This is a genomic window from Nocardia sp. FDAARGOS_372 (assembly GCF_002554515.1).
Classification (GTDB): domain Bacteria; phylum Actinomycetota; class Actinomycetes; order Mycobacteriales; family Mycobacteriaceae; genus Nocardia; species Nocardia farcinica.
Window position 1 is genome coordinate 5,225,105 of sequence record NZ_PDDW01000001.1, and the last position, 20,517, is coordinate 5,245,621.

19 protein-coding genes are annotated in these 20,517 nt (G+C 69.8%); 10 read left to right on the top strand and 9 right to left on the bottom strand.

Features of this window, described 5'->3' with window-relative positions; genetic code table 11:
• The 4 genes from CRM89_RS24555 to CRM89_RS24570 all read left to right on the top strand — a co-directional run bounded on the left by CRM89_RS24555 (position 1) and on the right by CRM89_RS24570 (position 4,010).
• Entirely contained in the window at positions 1-909 is a 909-nt protein-coding gene (locus tag CRM89_RS24555) for an SDR family oxidoreductase (protein ID WP_098086427.1), read from the top strand.
• A 431-nt stretch (positions 910-1,340) separates the two neighbouring features.
• On the top strand, positions 1,341-2,465 hold the full coding sequence (locus CRM89_RS32140) for a hypothetical protein (RefSeq protein WP_050767942.1): 1,125 nt from the start codon (positions 1,341-1,343) through the stop codon (positions 2,463-2,465).
• A gap of 10 nt (positions 2,466-2,475) precedes the next feature.
• The gene (locus tag CRM89_RS24565) at positions 2,476-2,991 is read left to right on the top strand and encodes an ImmA/IrrE family metallo-endopeptidase (protein WP_011207046.1); all 516 of its coding nucleotides are present in this window, start codon (positions 2,476-2,478) and stop codon (positions 2,989-2,991) included.
• Positions 2,988-4,010, top strand: coding sequence for a hypothetical protein (locus tag CRM89_RS24570; RefSeq protein WP_098086428.1), 1,023 nt, complete (start codon positions 2,988-2,990; stop codon positions 4,008-4,010). Before CRM89_RS24565 ends, CRM89_RS24570 begins: the two co-directional genes overlap by 4 nt.
• Before the next feature lie 309 nt (positions 4,011-4,319).
• Here the strand turns inward: CRM89_RS24570 and CRM89_RS24575 are convergent, their stop codons facing one another.
• Entirely contained in the window at positions 4,320-4,736 is a 417-nt protein-coding gene (locus CRM89_RS24575) for a helix-turn-helix domain-containing protein (protein WP_011207048.1), read from the bottom strand.
• Between the two features lie 375 nt (positions 4,737-5,111).
• Positions 5,112-6,275: a steroid 3-ketoacyl-CoA thiolase gene (locus CRM89_RS24580; RefSeq protein ID WP_011207049.1), complete on the bottom strand. Its 1,164-nt coding sequence runs from the start codon at positions 6,273-6,275 to the stop codon at positions 5,112-5,114.
• 141 nt (positions 6,276-6,416) lie between these two features.
• Here CRM89_RS24580 and CRM89_RS24585 point away from each other — a divergent pair, with 141 nt between their 5' ends.
• Positions 6,417-7,685: a cytochrome P450 gene (locus tag CRM89_RS24585; RefSeq protein ID WP_011207050.1), complete on the top strand. Its 1,269-nt coding sequence runs from the start codon at positions 6,417-6,419 to the stop codon at positions 7,683-7,685.
• A 90-nt stretch (positions 7,686-7,775) separates the two neighbouring features.
• On the opposite strand, the gene CRM89_RS24590 is transcribed toward CRM89_RS24585, so the two are convergent.
• The 5 genes from CRM89_RS24590 to CRM89_RS24610 are packed head-to-tail and all read right to left on the bottom strand — an operon-like array spanning position 7,776 to position 12,236.
• The gene (locus CRM89_RS24590; RefSeq protein ID WP_098086430.1) at positions 7,776-8,195 is read right to left on the bottom strand and encodes a nuclear transport factor 2 family protein; all 420 of its coding nucleotides are present in this window, start codon (positions 8,193-8,195) and stop codon (positions 7,776-7,778) included.
• Complete coding sequence (locus CRM89_RS24595) at positions 8,192-9,082, bottom strand: TIGR03619 family F420-dependent LLM class oxidoreductase (RefSeq protein WP_098087112.1); 891 nt, start codon at positions 9,080-9,082, stop codon at positions 8,192-8,194. Before CRM89_RS24595 ends, CRM89_RS24590 begins: the two co-directional genes overlap by 4 nt.
• A gap of 8 nt (positions 9,083-9,090) precedes the next feature.
• Positions 9,091-10,263, bottom strand: coding sequence for a thiolase domain-containing protein (locus tag CRM89_RS24600; RefSeq protein ID WP_060593678.1), 1,173 nt, complete (start codon positions 10,261-10,263; stop codon positions 9,091-9,093).
• A complete protein-coding gene (locus CRM89_RS24605; protein ID WP_098086431.1) occupies positions 10,260-11,300 on the bottom strand; it encodes a thiolase domain-containing protein in 1,041 nt (346 codons plus the stop codon). The genes CRM89_RS24600 and CRM89_RS24605 overlap by 4 nt, the downstream gene beginning before the upstream one ends.
• Before the next feature lie 12 nt (positions 11,301-11,312).
• On the bottom strand, positions 11,313-12,236 hold the full coding sequence (locus tag CRM89_RS24610; RefSeq protein ID WP_172964639.1) for a Zn-ribbon domain-containing OB-fold protein: 924 nt from the start codon (positions 12,234-12,236) through the stop codon (positions 11,313-11,315).
• A gap of 268 nt (positions 12,237-12,504) precedes the next feature.
• Here CRM89_RS24610 and CRM89_RS24615 point away from each other — a divergent pair, with 268 nt between their 5' ends.
• Positions 12,505-13,542: an LLM class F420-dependent oxidoreductase gene (locus CRM89_RS24615; protein ID WP_060593675.1), complete on the top strand. Its 1,038-nt coding sequence runs from the start codon at positions 12,505-12,507 to the stop codon at positions 13,540-13,542.
• Between the two features lie 22 nt (positions 13,543-13,564).
• The gene (locus tag CRM89_RS24620) at positions 13,565-15,118 is read left to right on the top strand and encodes an acyl-CoA synthetase (protein WP_060593674.1); all 1,554 of its coding nucleotides are present in this window, start codon (positions 13,565-13,567) and stop codon (positions 15,116-15,118) included.
• Between the two features lie 289 nt (positions 15,119-15,407).
• Here the strand turns inward: CRM89_RS24620 and CRM89_RS24625 are convergent, their stop codons facing one another.
• Complete coding sequence (locus CRM89_RS24625; protein ID WP_011207058.1) at positions 15,408-16,451, bottom strand: sigma-70 family RNA polymerase sigma factor; 1,044 nt, start codon at positions 16,449-16,451, stop codon at positions 15,408-15,410.
• A 130-nt stretch (positions 16,452-16,581) separates the two neighbouring features.
• On the opposite strand from CRM89_RS24625, the gene CRM89_RS24630 reads away from it, so the two are divergent.
• Positions 16,582-17,001: a VOC family protein gene (locus CRM89_RS24630; RefSeq protein WP_011207059.1), complete on the top strand. Its 420-nt coding sequence runs from the start codon at positions 16,582-16,584 to the stop codon at positions 16,999-17,001.
• A gap of 63 nt (positions 17,002-17,064) precedes the next feature.
• Here CRM89_RS24630 and CRM89_RS24635 read toward each other — a convergent pair whose 3' ends face one another.
• Positions 17,065-17,847, bottom strand: a complete 783-nt coding sequence (locus CRM89_RS24635; RefSeq protein WP_060593672.1) for a crotonase/enoyl-CoA hydratase family protein — start codon at positions 17,845-17,847, stop codon at positions 17,065-17,067.
• A 69-nt stretch (positions 17,848-17,916) separates the two neighbouring features.
• On the opposite strand from CRM89_RS24635, the gene CRM89_RS24640 reads away from it, so the two are divergent.
• Together CRM89_RS24640 and CRM89_RS24645 are read left to right on the top strand one after the other, a co-directional pair.
• Positions 17,917-19,566: an acyl-CoA synthetase gene (locus CRM89_RS24640; protein WP_098086433.1), complete on the top strand. Its 1,650-nt coding sequence runs from the start codon at positions 17,917-17,919 to the stop codon at positions 19,564-19,566.
• Positions 19,567-19,679: 113 nt separating this feature from the next.
• On the top strand, positions 19,680-20,471 hold the full coding sequence (locus CRM89_RS24645) for a thioesterase family protein (protein WP_228821906.1): 792 nt from the start codon (positions 19,680-19,682) through the stop codon (positions 20,469-20,471).
• The last annotated feature ends 46 nt before the right edge of the window (positions 20,472-20,517 follow it).

Here is a 20,517-nt window from a genome sequence, read left to right on the forward strand (position 1 = left end):
ATGGACGAGCAGATCTGCGCGGGGCGCGTCGTCATCGTCACCGGCGCCGGACGCGGGATCGGCCGCGCGCACGCGCTGGCCTTCGCCGCCGCGGGCGCGCGCGTGGTGGTCAACGACGTCGGCACCTCGCTGCACGGCGACAGCACCGGGGAGACCCCGGCGCAGCAGGTGGTCGGTGAGATCACCGCGGCCGGTGGCGAAGCGGTCGCCAACGGCGACGACGTGGCCGACTGGGACGGTGCGCGCAACCTGATCCGCCAGGCGGTGGACACCTTCGGCCGGCTCGACGTGCTGGTGAACAACGCGGGCTTCGTCCGTGACCGGATGCTCGTCAACCTCAGCGAGGAGGAGTGGGACGCGGTGATCCGGGTCCACCTCAAGGGTCATTTCGCCGCCATGCGGCACGCCGCCGAGTACTGGCGCGGCGAAGCCAAGGCCGGGCGCCCCGTCGACGCGCGAGTGATCAACACCAGTTCGGGCGCGGGCCTGCAGGGCAGCGTCGGCCAGGCCAACTACGGCGCCGCCAAGGCCGGAATCGCCGGACTCACCCTCACCGCCGCGGCCGAGTTCGCCCGCTACGGCGTGACCGTCAACGCCATCGCGCCCTCGGCCCGCACCCGGATGACCGAGACCGTCTTCGCCGACATGATGGCCAAGCCCGAATCCGGCTTCGACGCGATGGCGCCGGAGAACATCTCCCCGCTGGTGGTGTGGCTGGGCAGCACCCAGTCGGCGGGCGTCACGGGGCGCATGTTCGAAGTCGAGGGCGGGAAGGTCGCCCTCGCCGACGGCTGGCGGCACGGTGTCGCGGTGGATCGCGGCGCCCGCTGGAATCCCGCCGAACTCGGCCCGGTCGTGGCCGACCTCATCGCCAAGGCCGCGCCGCCGGAACCGGTGTACGGAGCCTGATCCGGGGTTGCTACCTTTTCCTGCAGTCATGCGGGCGGCACATTAGGATGTGCACCCGTTGCACGAAAAGTCCCGGATGAAGTCGCGACCGGGCAAGATTTGCGCTGTACAGAGGGGAAGGCTGGCGCATGGCCGTTGGTCGCACGTTCCGTGCGTTGGCAGTAGCGAGTGCTGTTGCCGGCATTGCGCTGCTCGGTTCGGGAGGCGCCGCGGCCAAGCCGGACGGTGATCCCCAGGGCGGGCCGCCGGGTCATTCTGCGCCCGCGGCCCCACCCGGGAACGGTGCTTCGTCCGGCGGTCACGGCCCGGGAAGTCCTGACACCCCCACCGGGCCGGGTCGCTCCGCCAACTCGACCGGTGCCGGGAACTCCGCCAACTCCAACGGCGCCGGGAACCAGACGGGAACCGGCCCGAACGGCGATCCCGCACCGGTGTCCGGCGCTGCTCCGGGTGTCCCGTCCACCACGACCTCGCCGACCGGCGCACCCGCTGGCCCGCTGTCGTCCGGTTCGGCCGGTGGCCCCGGCTCGAGCGGTAGCTCGCCGGCCGACGCGGGCCCGGTCGGCCCGTCGCTCTCCCTTCCCCCGGCCACCCAGAGCCCGGCTGCCGAGGAGATCGGCTCCGCCGCGTCCGGCTCGGCCGGTGCCGCGGGTTCCGCGGGCGCGGGTTCGGCCGCGACCGGTTCCGCCGCGGGCGGCATCCTGCTCGGCTCCGGCTCGGCCGGCCTGGCCGCCGTGCTCGGTACCGGTTCGACGGGCCTGGGTGTCGGCCTGGTCACCGGTTCCGCAGGGGTCGGCGCCGTCCTCGGCACCGGGTCGGCCGGGCTGGGCCTCGGCCTCGGCACCGGCTCGGCGGGTCTCGGGCTCGGCCTCGCGACGGGTTCCGCCGGTCTCGGCGCCGCGCTGGGCTCGGCCGGCGTCGGCGGTGCCGCGCTCGGTTCCGCGGCGGTCGGCTCGGCAGGCGTCGGTTCCGCCGCCGTCGGTTCCGCCGGGGTGGGTTCGGCGGGCGTCGGCTCGGCCGGTGTCGGATCCGCGGGTGTCGGTCTCGGCTCGGCCGGTGCCGGTTCGGCCGGACTCGGCTCGGCCGCGGTGGGTTCGGCCGCGCTCGGTTCCGCCTCACCGTTGTTGCTGCTGCTGATCCCGCTCCCCACGCCACCCGCCCCCGAGGCGCCCTCGGTACCGCTGGTCATTCCGCCCGCGCCCGGCGTCCCCGCGGCGCCCGCCGTCCCTGCCGCCCCCGCGCTGCCGTCCGCGCCGGGCCTGCCGCCGATCGCCGTCGCCGCACCGGAGGCGCCCGCACCCGCGCCGGCACCCCAGGCGCCCGCCCCCGCCGCGCCGTCGGCCCCCGCGCCCCAGGCGGCCGCGCCGACTCACGATGTCCGGCCGACCAGTGCCGACGACGGCCTGCCCGCGCCGAACGCGCTGTCGGTGATCGGCGGTCTTGCGGCGATGGCGCTGGCGGCGGCCGGTGCGGGCGCGGTCAGCTTCCAGAGCGCGTCCGCCGCCCAGGCACGGGTGGACGCCGCTCGCGCCGAGTTCTTCGGCCCGAGGTCGTGAGAGGTAGGCCATGAGCCAGAGCAGGACGCAGAGTAGCTCGCGGTCCTACCGCCGGGTCGCCGCCGCGGTCGACGCGGTGTGCGCGGTGGCCGCCGACTTCGACGCCACCACGCTGGACGAGGTGGTGCTCGCCATCGCGGCCGAGCGGCAGCGCATGATCGAGATCGCCGACGCCGAACTGGGCCCGGGCGTGTGCGGGCAGCGCCGCTTCTACCCCGACCGCGACGTGATCGTCCTCGCGACCGCGTTGCCGAGCCGCGAGCACACGCTGGCCCACGAACTCGGCCACATCGTGTTCGACCACGAGGGCGCCCCCGCCACCGAGGTCACCCTGGAGGCGAGCGACGATCTCATCGCGTACATGCTGAGCCAGCGGGCCCATCAGCAGATCGTGGACGACGGCGCCGACGAATTGGCCGAATGGGAGGCGGAGACCTTCGCCGCGATGCTGATGACCCGCTTGCGCGTCTTCAACAACCGGGGCGCAGGCGTCTCGGTCCTTCGATTCGATGAGGCTCTCGGATGACTCTCTGGTTGACGGCCCTGCTGGTCTGGGTTGCCGCCGGGGCCCGGGTGGGCCGGGTGCTGGTGAAGCCCGCCACGACCGCCCGCGTCGCCATCGTCGTCGCGGTCGCCGCGGCGGCGGCCGCCGCCACCCTCGCGGTGCCGGAAATCGCGCTCGCCGTGGACAATCTGCTGCCGGAGGGCGCGCCGCCCGGCATGCTCGCCGACGGCGTGCAGGTCGCGGCCTGGCTGGTCTTCGCCACCGCCACATCGGTGGTGGCCGCGGCGGCCTGGCCGGTCGTCTCCCGGCGCAACCTGCGCCAGATCGCCCTGGTGATCTACGGGGCGGGCACGCTGGTGATCGCCGCGACCCTGGTGTGGTCGTTCACCTTCGGTTGGTGCGCGCTCGCACTGGCCTGTGTGTTCATCGTCGTCACCGGACTGCGCAACCTGGACTGGACCGCGCTCGGCCGCGGCATCGCCATCTACACCACCGGCACCGCGCTGACCGGCCTGCTCGCCGTGCTCGAGGTCCGGCGCGCCTGGGTCGGCGAGCCGGCGGCACCGGCGGGCGAACCGAATTGGGGCTGGCAGGCCTGGGAGATCGCCGCGCTGCTGATCGCGCTGGGCGCGGTGTGGATCGTGGTCGAACTGTGGATGCGGGCCAGGGCGGTGCTGCGCCAGACCCGCGCGCTGCACCGCACCATGATCAAGCGCTTCCCCGAGGTGATCGCGCACGAACAGCCGAGTCCCTCCACCCAGCTGCGTGCTTCGGATCAGGTCGCCCAGATCATGGACGCGCTGTACCTGCAGTCCGGTGGCGGCGTGGAGTTGGCCGCGGCCGGTGCGCCGCCCGCCTCCATTCCCGAGCGGGCCGAGCGGGTCGCGCGCTGGGCCAGGAACCCCCTGGGAGACATCGTCATCGACGCGCGGTGGATCGCGCCGCCGGAGGGTGTGAGTCCCCGTGGCTGGGTCCGGGCCATCGCCCGCGCCTTCGACACCGTGGACACCCCGGTGCTGGAGCACACCGCGTCACGGTGACGAACCGGGGGCGACTGTCCGGAGGCAGTCGCTGTGTGGTCACCCGAGTGCCGACAATCGCGCTTCCACGACATGTCATGGAATCGCGGCTGGGCGCGAGCACATTCCAATTGGTGTAGTCAGGTATCCGTTCGTGAAAATGTACTCGCGCCTGCACTTACATCTGTGACTTACCACGAGGCGGACAATAGGCGAATTGGTTCGCCTCCCATCGCCGCTGCACCGCACCGCCTCTCGTGCGGTGAGCTCGTGCACAACGCAGCGCAGTGCGACCCGAAAGCCGCACTGCGCTGCGCTGTGGGAGAACCCCTATTCCGTTCCGTCCGGAGGAATCTCGGGCAAGCCTTCGCTGGCCCGCAACTTCTCCGCCATGGAGGTCAGCAGGTTCTGTGATTCTTCGGAGAGGTCGAAAGCCCTACTCGACAGCCGTCGCAGTCCGTAGCCCTGCAGCTGGGACAGCAGCTCGAGATCGTGATCGATCTTGGCGGCATAGATGTCGTTGAAGAAGTAGTCCGGCTTGACCTTGAAGAACTTGGCCAGTGCCGCCACCGTTTCATCCGAGGGATTCGTCCGCTGCCCCGACCGCAACTGGGACAGATACGGTTTCGAGATCGGATGCCCGGAGGCAGTCAGCGCAGCCGCAACCTCCGCGTTGGTGTGTGGCTTGCGCCCCGGGGGATGCACGGTTTCGAACAGCTTGTTCAGCCGCGCCGCGAAATCAGCCATTGTGAGCCGCCCAATTCCCTTCGCTGTACTAACAGACGTTATCTCGGATACCTATCATTGATATTAGCGGCTCAGTAACTGAAAACCTACGCCTGATTCAGGTTTTCCTCGAGGAATCCGGCCCTGGGCACGGGGGAGCCGTCGCGACCGCCGCGTTTGCGGGTCATGCCAACGTCTCTAGGAGACCGGCGGTACGCTCCGGTTCTGCCCCGTCGCAAGGCCCTTCCCGATTCATCCGATGATAGCCGACGGATAGCTGACATCTCATCTACCTGCCCGGTCCGTGGGATGTGTGGCGTACGACACGTTTTCGGCTCCCGGGGATGAACGTTCAACCACCGAAGGGGAACTGGGTCCAAAGGCTCTGGCGCGCCGCTAGATCCGTTCGATGATGGTACCGGTGGCCATGGCTCCACCGGCGCACATCAGGATCATCGCCGTGGCGCCGCCGGTCCGCTCCAGCTCGTGCAAAGCGGTTGTGATGAGGCGCGATCCGGTGGAGCCGACGGGGTGGCCGAGGGCGATCGCGCCACCGTTGACGTTGACCCGATCCATGTCCGGCTTGTGCACCGACGCCCACGACAGCGCCACCGAGGCGAAGGCCTCGTTGATCTCGAACAGGTCGATGTCGCCGATGCTCATACCCGAGCGCTCCAGCAGGCGCGAGCAGGCCTGCACGGGTCCGTCCAGGTGGAACTCCGGCTCGCCGCCGACCAGCACCTGGGTGCGGATACGCGCCCGCGGCCGCAAACCCGTTCGCTCGGCGGCCTTCTCGTCCATCAGCAGTACCGCGGCCGCGCCGTCGGAGATCTGCGAGGAGCTCCCCGCGGTGTGCACGCCGCCCTCCAGCACCGGCTTCAGCTTGGCCAGGCCCTCCTTGGTGGTCTCGCGCAGCCCCTGGTCGCGCGTGACGTCGAGCTTCTCGCCGGTGAGGGTGCCCTCCTTGTCGACGGCGGGGGCGGTGACGGGGATGATCTCGCGCTCGAAACGACCCTCCGCCCAGGCCTGGGCGGCCAGGCGCTGGGAGCGCAGGCCGAACTCGTCGACGTCGTCGCGGGTGATGCCGCGCCGCTTGGCGATCCGCTCGGCGGCCTCGAACTGATTCGGCAGATCGATGCTCCACGACGCCGGACGGCGCGGGCCGGCGTTCTCGCCGACGTTGGCGCCCAGCGGAACCCGGCTCATCGCCTCGACACCGCATGCCATGCCGATGTCGATGGCGTCGGCGGCGATCAGGCCGGCGATCAGGTGGTTGGCCTGCTGGGCCGAGCCGCACTGGGCGTCGATGGTGGTGGCGCCGACCTGCCAGGGCAGGCCCGCGTGCAGCCACGCGACCCTGGTGATGTTGTTGGACTGCTCGCCTGCCTGGGTGACGCAGCCGCCGACGACCTGCTCGACCAGGGCCGGATCCAGGTGGGCGCGTTCGAGCAGTCCGCGCTGGGCGAGGCCGAGCAGTTCGGCGGCGTGCAGGCCGGCGAGCCAGCCGCCGCGCTTGCCGATCGGGGTGCGAGCGGCCTCGACGATGACGGGTGTGCCCATCTCGATTCTTCCTCCTGATGCGAACGAACATGAAAAACTGGAACGTGTGCCAGCAGTATGTGCTGCGCTTCTTTACTAGTACAGCCTGCTGTGCTGGAATTGATTGTAGAACGTGTTTCAGTTTGTCGAAGGAGACATCTGGTGGTTGAGACCCGCAGCGCTCGCCCGAATCTTCCGGACGGGTTCGATGTGACGGACCCGGACATCTACGCCGAGCGAGTTCCGGTCGAAGAATTCGCCGAGCTCCGTCGGACCGCTCCCATCTGGTGGAACCCCCAGCCGCCCGAGGTCGGCGGCTTCCACGACGACGGGTTCTGGGTCGTCAGCAAGCACGCCGACATCAAGGAGGTGTCGCGGCGCAGCGATGTGTTCTCCAACTTCGAGAACACCGCCATCCCGCGCTTCAACGACGACATCTCGCGCGAGCAGATCGAGCTGCAGCGCATCGTCCTGCTCAACATGGACGCCCCCGAGCACACCAAGCTGCGCAAGATCATCTCCCGTGGCTTCACCCCGCGCGCCATCAACGGCCTGCGTGCGGAGCTGTCGGCCAAGGCCGAGCAGATCGTCAAGGCGGCGGCCGCGGCGGGCTCGGGCGACTTCGTCACCCAGGTGGCCTGTGAGCTGCCGTTGCAGGCGATCGCCGAGCTGATCGGCATCCCGCAGGAGGACCGCATGAAGGTCTTCAACTGGTCCAACCAGATGACCGGCTACGACGACCCGGACAACGACGCCGATCCGGTCACCGCCTCGGCCGAGGTGCTCGGCTACGCCTACCAGATGGCCGCCGCGCGCAAGGCCTGCCCGGCCGACGACATCGTCACCACGCTGATCGAAGCCGACGTCGACGGCGACAAGCTCACCGAGGAGGAGTTCGGGTTCTTCGTCATCATGCTGGCCGTGGCGGGCAACGAGACCACCCGCAACGCCATCTCGCACGGCATGATCGCCTTCCTGGAGAACCCCGACCAGTGGGAGCTCTACAAGAAGGAGCGCCCCGCCACCGCCGCCGACGAGATCATCCGCTGGGCCACGCCGGTCACGTCCTTCCAGCGCACCGCCCTGGTGGACACCGAGCTCGGCGGCGTGCAGATCAAGAAGGGCCAGCGCCTGGTGCTGCTCTACCGGTCGGCCAACTTCGACGAGGACGTCTTCGAGAACCCCTACAAGTTCGACATCATGCGCGCCGACAACCCGCACCTGTCCTTCGGCGGCACCGGCGCGCACTTCTGCATCGGCGCCAACCTGGCCCGGCTGGAGATCGATCTGATCTTCAACGCCATCGCCGACCACCTGCCCGACATCACCCGCCTCGGCGATCCGAAGCGACTGCGCTCGGGCTGGCTCAACGGCATCAAGGAGTTCCCGGTCGACTACAAGACCGCGGCCCGCTGCCCCGTCTCGCACTGAGCGCGGCAGCCGAACCCACGACAAGGGCCCCCGAACCATGCCGTTCGGGGGCCCTTGCCGTGCCGCCCGAGGGGAGGGGCGGCGAGTCTCTCACTGCGCCGGTCGCGCGGTCCGCATGGCGCGGTCGACCTCCCAGTAGGCGCGCAGCGCCGCGAGCTTGCCCGCGGCGTCGACCCGGTAGGTGAACACGCCTTCGGCGTCGATCACGTGGCCGCCCAGGCGGCTGCGGATGAGGCCGGTGAAGGCCACCTCGTTCCCGCAGGCGAAGGAATCGCCGAAGAGAAATTCGATGGATTCGGTGGGGGCGATGGCCTTGTCCCAGAACGCGGCGATCGCCTCGGTGCCGTGGTGGCCCTTGCCCTCGGGATCGAATCCGGAGGGCCCGATCGGATCCTCCACCACCGCGTCGGGGGCGAACAGGGCCAGCCACGCCTGCTTGTCGCGGGCCCGCACGGCCGCCTGGGAGGCCAGGCCCGCGGTGCGGGCGGGGTGATCGGTGACGGTCGTCATCGTGCGTCCCTTCCGACGATCGGATCGGCGATGTACTTCTCGGCGAACCGGCGCAACGCGTCCTGCTTGGCCACGAGTTCGCCGTCGAAGCCGATGCCCTCGAGCAGCCAGGGCACCACGATCGCGTCGGTCACCCCGGCGTCGGCCAGGTCCTGGTATCCGGCCCGGCCGCCCCTGTCCACGCAGACCGCCTGGATCTCGAACGGTTCCGCCGACCGGCCGAACTCGGCGCGCAGCGCGTCGAGCTTGCCGATGGTGGCGGTGAGCTCGTCGAAGGTCATCATCGCCGAGGTCCACCCGTCGCCCACCCGGGCGGCGCGACGCAGCGCCGCCTCGGTGTGGCCGCCGATGTAGAAGGGCACCGGCGCGCTCGGCGCCGGACTCATCTGCAACGGCTCGAAATCGTAGAACTCGCCGTGGAATTCGACCATGCCGCCGCCCAGGACGAGCTTGATGACCTCGATCATCTCGTCCACCCGGGCACCGCGCCGGGCATAGGGCTGGCCGCACCACTCGAACTCCTCCGGTGCCCAGCCGATGCCGACGCCGAAGCCGAAGCGGTTGTTCGACAGGTTCGCCACCGAGCCGACCTGCCTGGCCAGCAGCAGCGGATTGCGCGAACCCAGCTTCAGCACATTGGTGTAGAAGCGGATGCGGCTGGTCACCGCGGCCATCGCGGTCGCACCGATCAGCGGGTCGACCCACGGGGTGTCCGGGCCCCAGAAGCGGCTGCCGTCGGCGGTGTAGGGGTACTTCGCCGCCTGGGACTGCATGTAGAACAGCGAATCCGGCAGCGCGACCGAGGAGAACCCGCACTCCTCGGCCGTGACGGCCAGCGCGGTGAGCTGGTCGAGCGGGCTCAGCGCGATGCCGACGGTGAACTGCAGCGGCGCCGTCATGACCGCGGACGTTCCGACCCGACAACCCACATGGAGAAGTACTGCGAGCCGCCGCCGTAGGCGTGCCCGAGCGCCTTGCGCGCGCCCTTGACCTGGTAATCGCCCGCCCGTTCCATCACCTGCTTGGCCGCCTCGGCGAACCGGATCAGCCCGGAGGCGCCGATCGGGTTGGACGACAGCACGCCGCCGGAGGGGTTGACGGGAATGCGGCCGCCGATCTCGGTCTCGCCCTTCTCGGTGAGCTTCCAGCCCTCACCGGGGGCGGCGAAGCCCAGATTCTCCAGCCACATCGGCTCGAACCAGGAGAACGGCACGTAGATCTCGGCGGCGTCGATCTCCTCGAGCGGATCGGTGATGCCCGCGGCCTCCCACAGCGCGGCCGCGGCGTGCCTGCCCGCCTCCGGGTTGACCTGGTCGCGACCGGCGTAGGTGGTGGGCTCGGTGCGCATCGCGGTGCCGTGCACCCACGCCACCTTCCGGCCCTCGGCTTCCACGCGCTCGGCGGCCTCGGCATCGCCGAGCACGATCGCGCAGGCGCCGTCGGAGGAGGGGCAGGTCTCGTCGAAGCGGATCGGATCCCACAGCATCTGCGAGGCCAGCACCGACTCCAGGGTGATGTCGGGCTGACGCAGGTGGGCCAGCGGGTTCTTCGCGCCGTTGCGGCGATCCTTCACGGCCACCATCGCGCCGATGTGGCTCGGCGCGTTGGAGCGGCGGATGTAGGAGCGCACGTGCGGGGCGAAGTAGCCGCCCGCGCCCGCGCCGACCGGCATGGTGAAGGGCACCGGGATCGACAACGCCCACATGGCGTTGGACTCCGACTGCTTCTCCCAGGCGACGGCCAGCACGCGCTTGTGCACGCCGGCCTGCACCAGATTGGTGGCGACGATGCCGGTGGAGCCGCCGACCGAGCCCGCGGTGTGCACGCGGATCAGCGGCTTGCCCGAGGCGCCGAGCGCGTCGGCGAGGAAGAGCTCGGGCATCATGACGCCCTCGAACATGTCGGGCGCCTTGCCCACCACGACCGCGTCGATGTCGGCGATGGTGAGCCCGGCGTCGGCGAGCGCGCGATCGATCGCCTCGCGGCACATGCCCGCCATCGACACGTCGTGCCGCTTCGTCACGTGATGGGTCTGTCCGGTGCCGAGCACCGCGGCCGGGAAGCTCATCGGCTCGCCTCCGAATCCAGGACGGTCACAAGGTTCTGCTGCAGTGCCGGGCCGCTGGTGGCGTGCGCGAGCGCGCGTCCCGCGGTGCCGGTCATGATGGCGCGCGCGGCGAAGCCGATCCGTTCCAGACCCGCCGCGAACATCGGGTTGGCGGCCAGCGCGCCGCCGGACGGGTTGATGGTGGTCTCCGGCTTCAGACCGATGGCCTCGGCGAGGATCAGCTGCTGGTGGCTGAACGGCGCGTGCAGTTCGGCGATGTCGAACCCGCTCAGATCACCGCCGGTCGCCTCCTGCGCCGCCTTCGCCGTCGAGGGGGAGACGGTCAGGTCGCGGGCACCGAGCACCGGGGTGTCGATGCGGTGCGCCATCGAGGTGATCCAGGCCGGGCGTTCGCACAACTCCCTGGCCCGGTCGCCGACCGCGAGCACGATCGCCGCGGCGCCGTCGGTGATCGGTGCGACGTCGTGGGCGCGCAGCGGGTCGGCCACATACGGCGCGTCCAGCAGGCTGTCGACGTCGCCGCCCGCGCCCGCGGCCACCGCCGCCATGTCCCGTTCGCTCCAGCGGCCGGCGTCGATGCCCGCCCGCGCCTGCAGGCCCGCGATCGACAGGGCGTCCGGCCACAGCGGCGCGACCAGGTACGGGTCGAGCTGCATGGTGAGCACCTGGCGCAGCGTGCCGGCCGAGGACTTGCCGAAGCCGTACACCAGCGCGGTGCGCGCCTGGCCGGACTTGAGTTTCACGAACGCCTCGTAGAGCGCCCACGCGGCGTCCATCTCCACGTGCGACTCGTTGATCGGCGGCACCGCGCCGATCGAGTCGACCGCGGAGATGAAGGAGAAGGCGCGCCCGGCCAGGTAGTCCGAGGAGCCCGAGCACCAGAAGTCGATGTCGGACTTGGTGATTCCGAGTTCGGTGTAGAGCTGCTGGAAGCAGGGCACCAGCATCTCGACACCGTTGGTGGTGCCGTAGGTCTCCGGCACGTGCGGTGCGTGCGCGAAGCCCACGACCGCGATGTCGGTGGCGTTGTCAGTCAACGTGCATGCCTCTCAGAGGTGGTGCTTGTAGGTCTCGTAGTCGGCGTCGGGCTCCCCGCTCGGCTCGAAGTGGTCCACGTTCTCGAGCCCGTGGCCCCACTGCTCGCGCGGCTTCCAGACCGCCTTCACCCGCATGCCCATGCGCACTTCGCTTGCGTCGCAACCCAGTACGAGGTGCAGCACCGGAATGTCGGCGCCGTCGAGCAGCACATAGGCCGCGACGTAGGGCGGCTTGATCCGCTGCCCGAGGAACGGCACGTTCACGATGCAGAACGTGGTGACGGTGCCGTGGTCGGACAACTCGATGTAGTCCTCGGTGGGCCTGCCGTCGGTCGGATTGGCCCCGCGCGGCGGGAAGTACACCTTGCCCGCGGCGTCGGTGCGCGCGCCGATCAGCTTGCCCTCGGCCAGCCCGCGCAGGTAGACCGTCTCCTGCGGGGAGGCGGTGTGCTTGTAGGACAGGTCGACCGGCGTGGTGATCATGGTGACCGGCTCGCCCTCGTCGACGGGAGCGGCCGGTGCCGTGGAGGTTTCGCCGGGCTCGAAGCAGACGATGTCCTTGATGAACCCCTCGGTCTGCTCCGCCCAGCGGGCCCGCACCCGCATTCCGGTGCGCATCTGGTCGGGCGAGTCCACGTCCACCGCGTGCAGTAGCGCGCTGTCGGCGCCGTCCAGGGTGATCAGCGCCCAGGCGAACGGGCGATCGAAGGGCTGGCCGTGCAGCGGGTCGCGCACCCAGGTCCACGTGCTCACGGTGCCGGTGTCGGCGACGTCGACGAATTCGGTGAGTGCTTCGCTGGTGACCGGATCGTATTCCGGCGGCGGCACCAGTACCCGGCCGTCGGAGCCGCGGACGCCGACGATCTTGCGCGCCCGCAGACCGGTCAGGAATCTTCCGATGGTCGGTCCGACCGACCTGGTGTAGTCGAAGCGCATCCGCAGGGGTGCGCTCAGCACATCGGGTGCCGTGCTGGTGCTCAATTCCGACCCTTTCTCAGCAGTGTCCGTTCCCGCCCCGATCCCCCGGGCTCGCACCGCGCCGGACGCGACCGCGCCGACGCCGCGGTGTTCATTCCCGCCCGCGTCCCGACCCGGCGCATCGGCGGCGTGATTACGCCGGATGCGCTATTCCCCTCGGTCACGCTATCGAGTAGAACAGGTTCTTATTCTGGTGTCTAGTAGTTAGCGCGGGAAAGGGTCGATGATGAAGTTCGGACTGCAACTCGGATATTGGATGGCGCAGCCGCCCGCGAACGCGGGGGAGTTGGTGGTGGCCGCCGAGGCGGCCGGCTTCGACGCCGTGTTCGCCGCCGAATCCTGGGGCTCGGACGCGTTCGGTCCACTCATGTGGTGGGGCTCGCGCACCGAGCGGGTGCGCCTGGGTACCTCGGTGGTGCAGTTGTCGGCGCGCACGCCCGCGGCCACCGCCATGCACGCGCTGACCCTCGACCATCTCAGCGGTGGACGGGCGGTGCTCGGCCTCGGTGTGTCCGGGCCGCAGGTCGTGGAGGGCTGGTACGGCCAGCCGTTCGCCAAGCCGTTGCAGCGCACCAGGGAGTACGTCGGGATCATCCGCACGGTGCTGGCCCGCGAGGCGCCGGTGACCAGCGACGGCCCGCACTACCCGCTGCCCTACACCGGGCCCGGCGCGACCGGCCTCGGTAAGCCGCTCAAGCCGATCGTGCACCCGCTACGTGCGGATCTGCCGATCTGGCTGGGCGCGGAGGGGCCGAAGAACGTCGCGCTGACCGCCGAGATCGCCGACGGCTGGCTGGCGATCTACTTCGCGCCGCGGCTGGCCGACATGTACCACGGGTGGCTGGACGAGGGCTTTGCCCGGCCGGGCGCGCGCCGCACCCGGGAGGACTTCGAGATCGCGGCCAGCTGCCAGGTGGTGATCACCGACGACCCGGCGGCCGAACTGGAGCGGATGCGCTGGATCATGGCGCTCTACATCGGCGGGATGGGCGCGCCCGAGCTCAACTTCCACGCCCAGGTCTACCGCCGGATGGGCTACGACCGCGAGGTCGACGAGATCGGCGCGCTGTTCCAGGCGGGCAAGAAGGCCGAGGCCGCGGCCGCGGTGCCCGACGAGCTGATCCTGGACACCGCGATCATCGGCGACGAGAACCACGTGCGCGAGCAACTGAAGGTCTGGGAGGCCGCCGGGGTCACCATGATGCTGGTGTCGGTGCCCGACGTCGAGCAATTGCATCGGCTCGCACCCCTTGTCGAACAGTAGAACACGTTCTAAATTCGATGGGGTGACGACGCAGGAGTCAGAAATTCTCGGTCTTTGGAACATCGCGGACGCCGAACCCGATCGGATCGCGTTGGTCGATCCGTCGGGACGGGAGGTGACCTATCGCGAACTGGCCACGCTCGCCAACCGGTACGCCACAGGTCTACGTGACCTCGGCCTGCGCACCGGCGACGTGCTGGTGAGCATGGTGCACAACTGCGTCGAGGCCATCGCGGCCTACTTCGCGGCCTACCAGTCCGGCCTCTACATCGTGGCGGTGAACTGGCATCTCACCGGTCCCGAGGTGGCCTACATCCTCTCCGACAGCGAGGCCAAGGCGTTCTTCGCCGACGAGCGCTTCGCCGCCGCGGCCGAGGCGGCCGCGGACGAGGCCGGATTGCCGGCCTCGGCCCGGTTCTCGGTCGGCGAAATCAACGGCTTCACACCGCTTTCCGAGCTCGGCAACGCCGACGCCGGCCGCCCGGACGACCGCACCACCGGCGCGCCGATGCTCTACACCTCCGGAACCACCGGGCGGCCCAAGGGCGTCCGCCGCCCGCTCACCGGGGCCGACCCGGACGTCGTGTCCCCGGCCAACACCTCGTTCTTCGCGCTGTTCGGGCTACAGCCCTACGACGACCACGTGCACATCTGCGGTTCACCGCTGTACCACACGGCGGTGCTGAACTTCGCGACCATCTCGATCCAGTTGGGCCACAAGGTGGTTCTGATGGACAAATGGGACGCCGAGGAGATGTTGCGGCTCATCGAGAAACACCGGGTGACCCACAGCCACATGGTGCCCACCCAGTTCCACCGGCTGCTCGCACTGCCCGACGAGGTGCGCGCCAAGTACGACGTCTCCTCGCTGCGCAGCATGGTGCACGGCGCCGCGCCGTGCCCGGAGGAGACCAAGCGCAGGATGCTCGAGTGGTGGGGGCCGACGGTCACCGAGTACTACGCGGCCACCGAGGGCGGCGGCACCGTCATCAGCGGTGCGGAGTGGTTGCGCAAGCCCGGCTCGGTCGGCAAGGCGTGGCCGTACTCGGTGATCAAGGTGCTCAGCGAGGAGGACGGCTCGGAGCTGCCGCCGGGGGAGACCGGTCTGGTGTACATGAAGATGGGCGCCTCCAGCTTCGAGTACCACCACGACAAGACCAAGACCGAGGAGTCGCGGGTCGGAGACCTGTTCACCGTCGGCGACATCGGCTACCTGGACGAGGACGGCTACCTCTACCTCTGCGACCGGCGCTCGGACCTGATCCTCTCCGGCGGGGTGAACATCTACCCGGCCGAGATCGAAACCGTGCTCATCACCCACCCCAAGGTGGCCGACGTCGCGGTCTTCGGTATCCCGCACGAGGATTGGGGCCAGGAGGTCAAGGCCGTGGTGCAGCCCGCCGAGGGCGTCGAGGCCGACGCGGCACTCACCGAGGAACTGCTCGCCTTCGCCGCCACCCGCCTGGCCAAGTACAAGATGCCCCGCTCCATCGACTACCTCGACGAGCTCCCGCGCGACCCCAACGGCAAGCTCTACAAGCGCAAGCTGCGGGAACGGTACGTCCCCGCCTCCTGACCACCGGCGCCGGAGCGGCCGCCCGCGACCGCGGCCGGCCGGTCCCGCTATGGTCAGGTGCTCGGTGCGCCGCGGTCCCGGAACAGGCCTTCCGCACCTTGCTCGCCGGCTGCCGGCACGAGTTGCCAGCGTTCGAAGACGCCTGTCCCGGTGCGGGCACGGCGGTGCGAGAGCTCGGGCAACCGCGCGGCTGGCTGCGGCACTGTGCCCGCCGGGGCGAGACCCTGGTCTGCTTCCACCGCTGACGGCGCGGCAGCCGTGGCGGTGTCGTTCGCACGCCCCGGGGAGTTCAGGAGGCCGGCTCGCGCAGTTCCATGGGTAGGCCGAACAGCGGGAAGAGGCGTTCGGTGTCGAGGAAGAAGTTCAGGCCGCTGATGACGGGGCCGTCGAACTCGAGCACGGTGATCGACCACGGCGCGTACACCCCGGGGGTGTCGGTGCGCTTGTAGTGGCCGAACGCGGGCAGGCCGTTGGCGCCCTCGAGGCGGACCATGCGCGAGCCTTCGCAGCCGCTGCCGTGACCGCGCATGAAGGCTGCGACGTTCTCCGGGCCGCGCACCCACAGCTCGATCGGCGGCATGGACAGCGCCACATCGGCCTTGAGCAGGGCGGTCAGCGCGTCCATGTCGTAGGCCTCGAACGCGGTGACGAATTCGTCGACGAGCTTGCGCTGGTTCTCGTCGGTCTCGTCGTAGTCGTCGGTGGCGGTGGGCCGCACCTTCGACATCGTCGCCCTGGCCCGCTGCAGCGCGCTGTTGACCGAGGCGGGCGACATCGTGAGCGCCTCCGCCGTCTCGTTGGCCGAGAACCGCAACACCTCGCGCATGATCAGGATGGCCCGCTGGGTGGCCGGCAGATGCTGACAGGCGGCCACGAACGCCAACCGCAGCGAATCCTTGGTGGCCGCGTGTTCGGCCGGGTCGGCGCCGAAGGCCAGCGCGTTGGGGATCGGCTCCACCCACACGTAGTCCGGCTGCGGTGCGGGCAGCGGCGAATCCGGGCGCGAAGGACCGGACAGGTCCATGGGTCTGGCCCGGCGCTGCGGCCCGTCGAGCATGTCCAGACAGACGTTCGTGGCGATGCGGTACAGCCACGAACGCAGGCTGGCGCGGCCCTCGAACGAGCCGTAGGACTTCCAGGCGCGGGTGAAGGTCTCCTGCACCGCGTCCTCGGCCTCGAAGGACGAGCCGAGCATGCGGTAGGCGTAGGCGCACAGTTCACGCCGATGCGCCTCGAACGAGGCCAGCACGTCGGCATCGGCGCCCGGGGCACCGGCGGCGGCCACGGAGGCACCGGGAGTGGCGGGGGAGGCGGCAACGGTCGAGTCGCTCATGGACGTCACCCTGCCACAGCCCACCGACACACGACAGGGTTCTGACGAGGGTGGTATCCGGGCACCGATGAGTTCGTGTCACGGCGGTCGTCTCTACCGGTGACCCCTACGTACCCGAGAGGAAACGGCCATGAGCAGCAAGATGATCTTCATCAATCTCCCGGTCCGCGAGCTGTCCCGGTCCAAGGACTTCTACCAGGCGCTCGGCTGGAAGCTGAACGAGGATTTCACCGACGACAACGCCGCTTGCATCGTCGTCGACGACAACATCTGCCTGATGCTGCTCACCAGGCAGTACTTCCAGACCTTCACCAAGCGTCCGGTGGCCGAGACCACCGGTGCGACCGGTGCGGCCTACGCGCTCTCGCTGGGCAGCGCCGCCGAGGTCGACGCGCTGACCGAAGCCGCCCTGGCCGCGGGCGGGAGCGAGGAGGTCAACGAGGACAAGCGGGCGCAGGAGGCCGAGGTCGGCATGCACGGCCGCACCTTCCTCGACCCCGACGGGCACCAGTGGGAGCCGTTCTGGATGGACTACCCCGGCGGTGCGTGAGCAGCCAGCACGGCACGGCCCCCGACCGCGAAAGCGCCGGGGGCCGAGGCATTTCCGATTCGTTCAGGCGCCGGTGAAGTTCGGCTTGCGCTTCTCGGCGAAGGCGCGCGGGCCCTCCTTGGCGTCGGCGGACTTGAACACCGCGGTGCCCAGCTCGGCGTCGATCTTGAACGCCTCCTCCTCGTGCATGCCCTCGGTCTCCCGGATGGTGCGCAGGATGGCCTGCACCGCGAGCGGTCCGTTCGCGGCGATCTGCGCGGCGAGCTCGAGCGCCTTGTCCAGCGCCGTGCCGTCCGGCACCACGTGCCCGATCAGGCCGATCTCCTTGGCCTCGGCCGCGCTGATGTGGCGTCCGGTGAGCAGGATGTCGGCGGCGACGGTGTAGGGGATCTGGCGGACCAGCCGCACCGCCGAGCCGCCCAGTGGGAACAGGCCCCAACGAGCCTCGGACACACCGAATTTCGCGCTCTCGCCGGCCACCCGGATGTCGGTGCCCTGCAGGATCTCGGTGCCGCCCGCGATGGCGGGGCCCTCGACCGCGGCGATCAGCGGCTTGGTCAACCGCCTGCCCTTGAGCAGCGCCTCGATCCGGCTCAGATCCCAGCCGCCGCCGGAGAACTGGTCGCCGGGATGGGTGCTGGTCATCGCCTTGAGATCGGCGCCCGCGCAGAACGCGCCACCGGCGCCGGTCAGGATCGCCGCTCGGATGTCGGGATCGTTGTCCACCTGATCCCAGGCGTCCTTCATGATCGCCATCATCTCGCCGGAGAGCGCGTTGCGCGCCTCGGGCCGGTTCATGGTGACGATGAGGACGTGGTCCCGCTTCTCGACGAGGCAGTGGGGCATTGCTGATTCTCCTGACTTTCCCGACTCTCGAGCCTTGTCAGAAACAGTAACACGTTCTATTTTGAGGGTGTGAGCTACAACATAGCGGACCTCGTCGAACATGCCATCGATCTCATGCCGGACCGCGTCGCGCTGGTCGACGACGCCCGTGAGGTGACTTACGCACAGCTGGAGGAGCGGACCAACAAACTGGCCCACTACCTGCTCGAACACGGTGTCCAGCCGGGCGACAAGGTGGGCATCTACTCGCGCAACACCATCGAGGCCGTCGAGGCCATGGTCGCGGTGTTCAAGGCGCGCGCGGTGATGATCAACGTCAACTACCGTTACGTCGAGAACGAGTTGCAATACATCTTCGACAATTCGGACATGGTGGCGCTGATCCACGAGCGGCGCTACAGCGACAAGGTGGCCGCGGTCCGCGCCAGGACGCCGAAGCTGCGCACCGTCGTCGTCGTGGACGACGATACGACCGGGACGGTGCCCACCGCAGCGGATTCGGTCGAATACGAGACCGCGCTGGCCCAGTCCTCGCCCGACCGCGATTTCGGCGAGCGCTCGCCCGACGACCTGTACATGCTCTACACCGGCGGCACCACCGGCATGCCCAAGGGCGTGATGTGGCGCCAGGAGGACGTGTGGCGGGTGCTCGGCGGTGGCATCAACTTCCTCACCGGCGAGTACGTCGCCGACGAATGGGATCTGGCCAAGGAGGGCCAGGCCAACGGTGCGCTGACCCGCTACCCGATCCCGCCGATGATCCACGGCGGTTCGCAGTGGGCCACCTTCCAGAGCCTGTTCAGCGGCGGCAAGGTCGTGATGCTGCCGGAGTTCAGCGGGCACGGCGTGTGGCGCACGATCGACCGGCACGGGGTGAACGTCATCTTCATCACCGGCGACGCGATGGCCCGCCCGATGCTGGACGCGCTGCTCGAGGGCAACCCGGAGACCGGCAAGCCCTACGAGCTGGCCAGCCTGTTCGCCATCGCCAGCAGCGCGGCGCTGTTCTCGCCGGCGATCAAGGAGAAGTTCCTCGAGCTGCTGCCCAACCGGGTGATCACCGACTCGATCGGGTCCTCGGAGACCGGCTTCGGTGGCATCAGCATGGTCGCCAAGGGCGCCGAGCACACCGGTGGTCCGCGGGTCAAGATCGATGCCTCCACCGAGGTGCTCGACGAGCAGGGCAACCCGGTGACGCCGGGCTCCGGCCAGATCGGCATCCTGGCCCGCAAGGGCCACATCCCGCTGGGCTACTACAAGGACGAGGCGAAGACGGCCGCGACCTTCAAGGAGTTCAACGGCGTGCGCTACTCGATCCCGGGCGACTACGCGCGGGTGGAGGAGGACGGCACCGTCACGATGCTCGGTCGCGGCTCGGTGAGCATCAACTCCGGCGGCGAGAAGATCTTCCCCGAGGAGGTCGAGGGGGCGCTCAAGGCGCACCCGGACATCTTCGACGCGCTGGTGGTCGGCGTGGAGGACGAGCGCTGGGGTCAGCGCGTGTGCGCGGTGGTGCAGTGCCGCGGCGATAAGCGGCCCACCATCGAGGAACTGCGGCCGGTGCTCACCCAGGAGATCGCCCCGTACAAGCACCCCCGCAGCCTCTGGTTCGTCGAGGAGATCAAGCGCTCGCCCGCGGGCAAGCCGGACTACCGCTGGGCGAAGGAGCAGACCACCGCCCGGGCCGCCGACGTGCACGCCGAGGTGAGCGCCAAGTAGGCAACTGCCACCCGTGACGCCGACCGACCCGTCGCCGACCAGGCGGCGGGTCGGTCGCGGTGGCGCGCACCCTGGCGAACCAACCGTTACGGCAGCACCGTAGCCTCGCAGACATGGATATCCCGTTGGCCTTCTTCGAGCGCACCGAGCGCGGTTTCGAGGCACTGCCGATGGCGGTCAGCGCGTGGTCGCCGGTCATGGTGAACGGTCCGGCGATCTGCGGTCTGCTCGGCGGCGCGCTGGAATCGGCGCACCGGCCCGACGGGTTCATCCCGGCTCGGCTCACCGTGGACCTGTTCCGCCCCACGCTGCGCAAGCCCGTCGAGGTGACCACCACCGAGGTGCGCCGCGGGACACGCATCGCCGTCGCCGACGCCGAACTGCTCCAGGAAGGCCGGGCCGTCGCCCGCGCGACCGCGGTGTTCCTCCGCCCCTCCGCACAGCCGCCGGGCCGGGTGTGGACCCGTCAGGAGCGCCCGGACCTGCCGCCGGCCGAACTGCTCGACGGTTCGATCTCGCATCTGTGGCACACCGACACGACCGGCTGGTCGGCGCGGTTGAGCGAACACCAGAACGCCGAACGCAAACGCAACTTCCAGCAGCCGATCTCGGTGATCCTGGGCGAGCCGCCCAGCCCGCTCGCGGCCGCGGCCACGATCGGCGAATCCACCAGCATGATGAGCCACTGGGGCGACCGCGGCGTCGGCTTCATCAACGCCGACCTCACCCTGACCATGAGCAGGCTGCCGCACGGTGCGATCGGCGTGCAGGCGGAGAACCATTTCAGTACCGACGGTGTCGCGGTGGGCAACGCGACGCTGTTCGACCGGGACGGGTTCTTCGGCGCCTGCGTGGTGACGGCGCTGGCCAATCCCGCGGCGCAGGTCGACTTCTCCGGAGCCTGACCCCCGGCCCACACGAGACGGCCCCCGCCGGTTGTTCCGGTGGGGG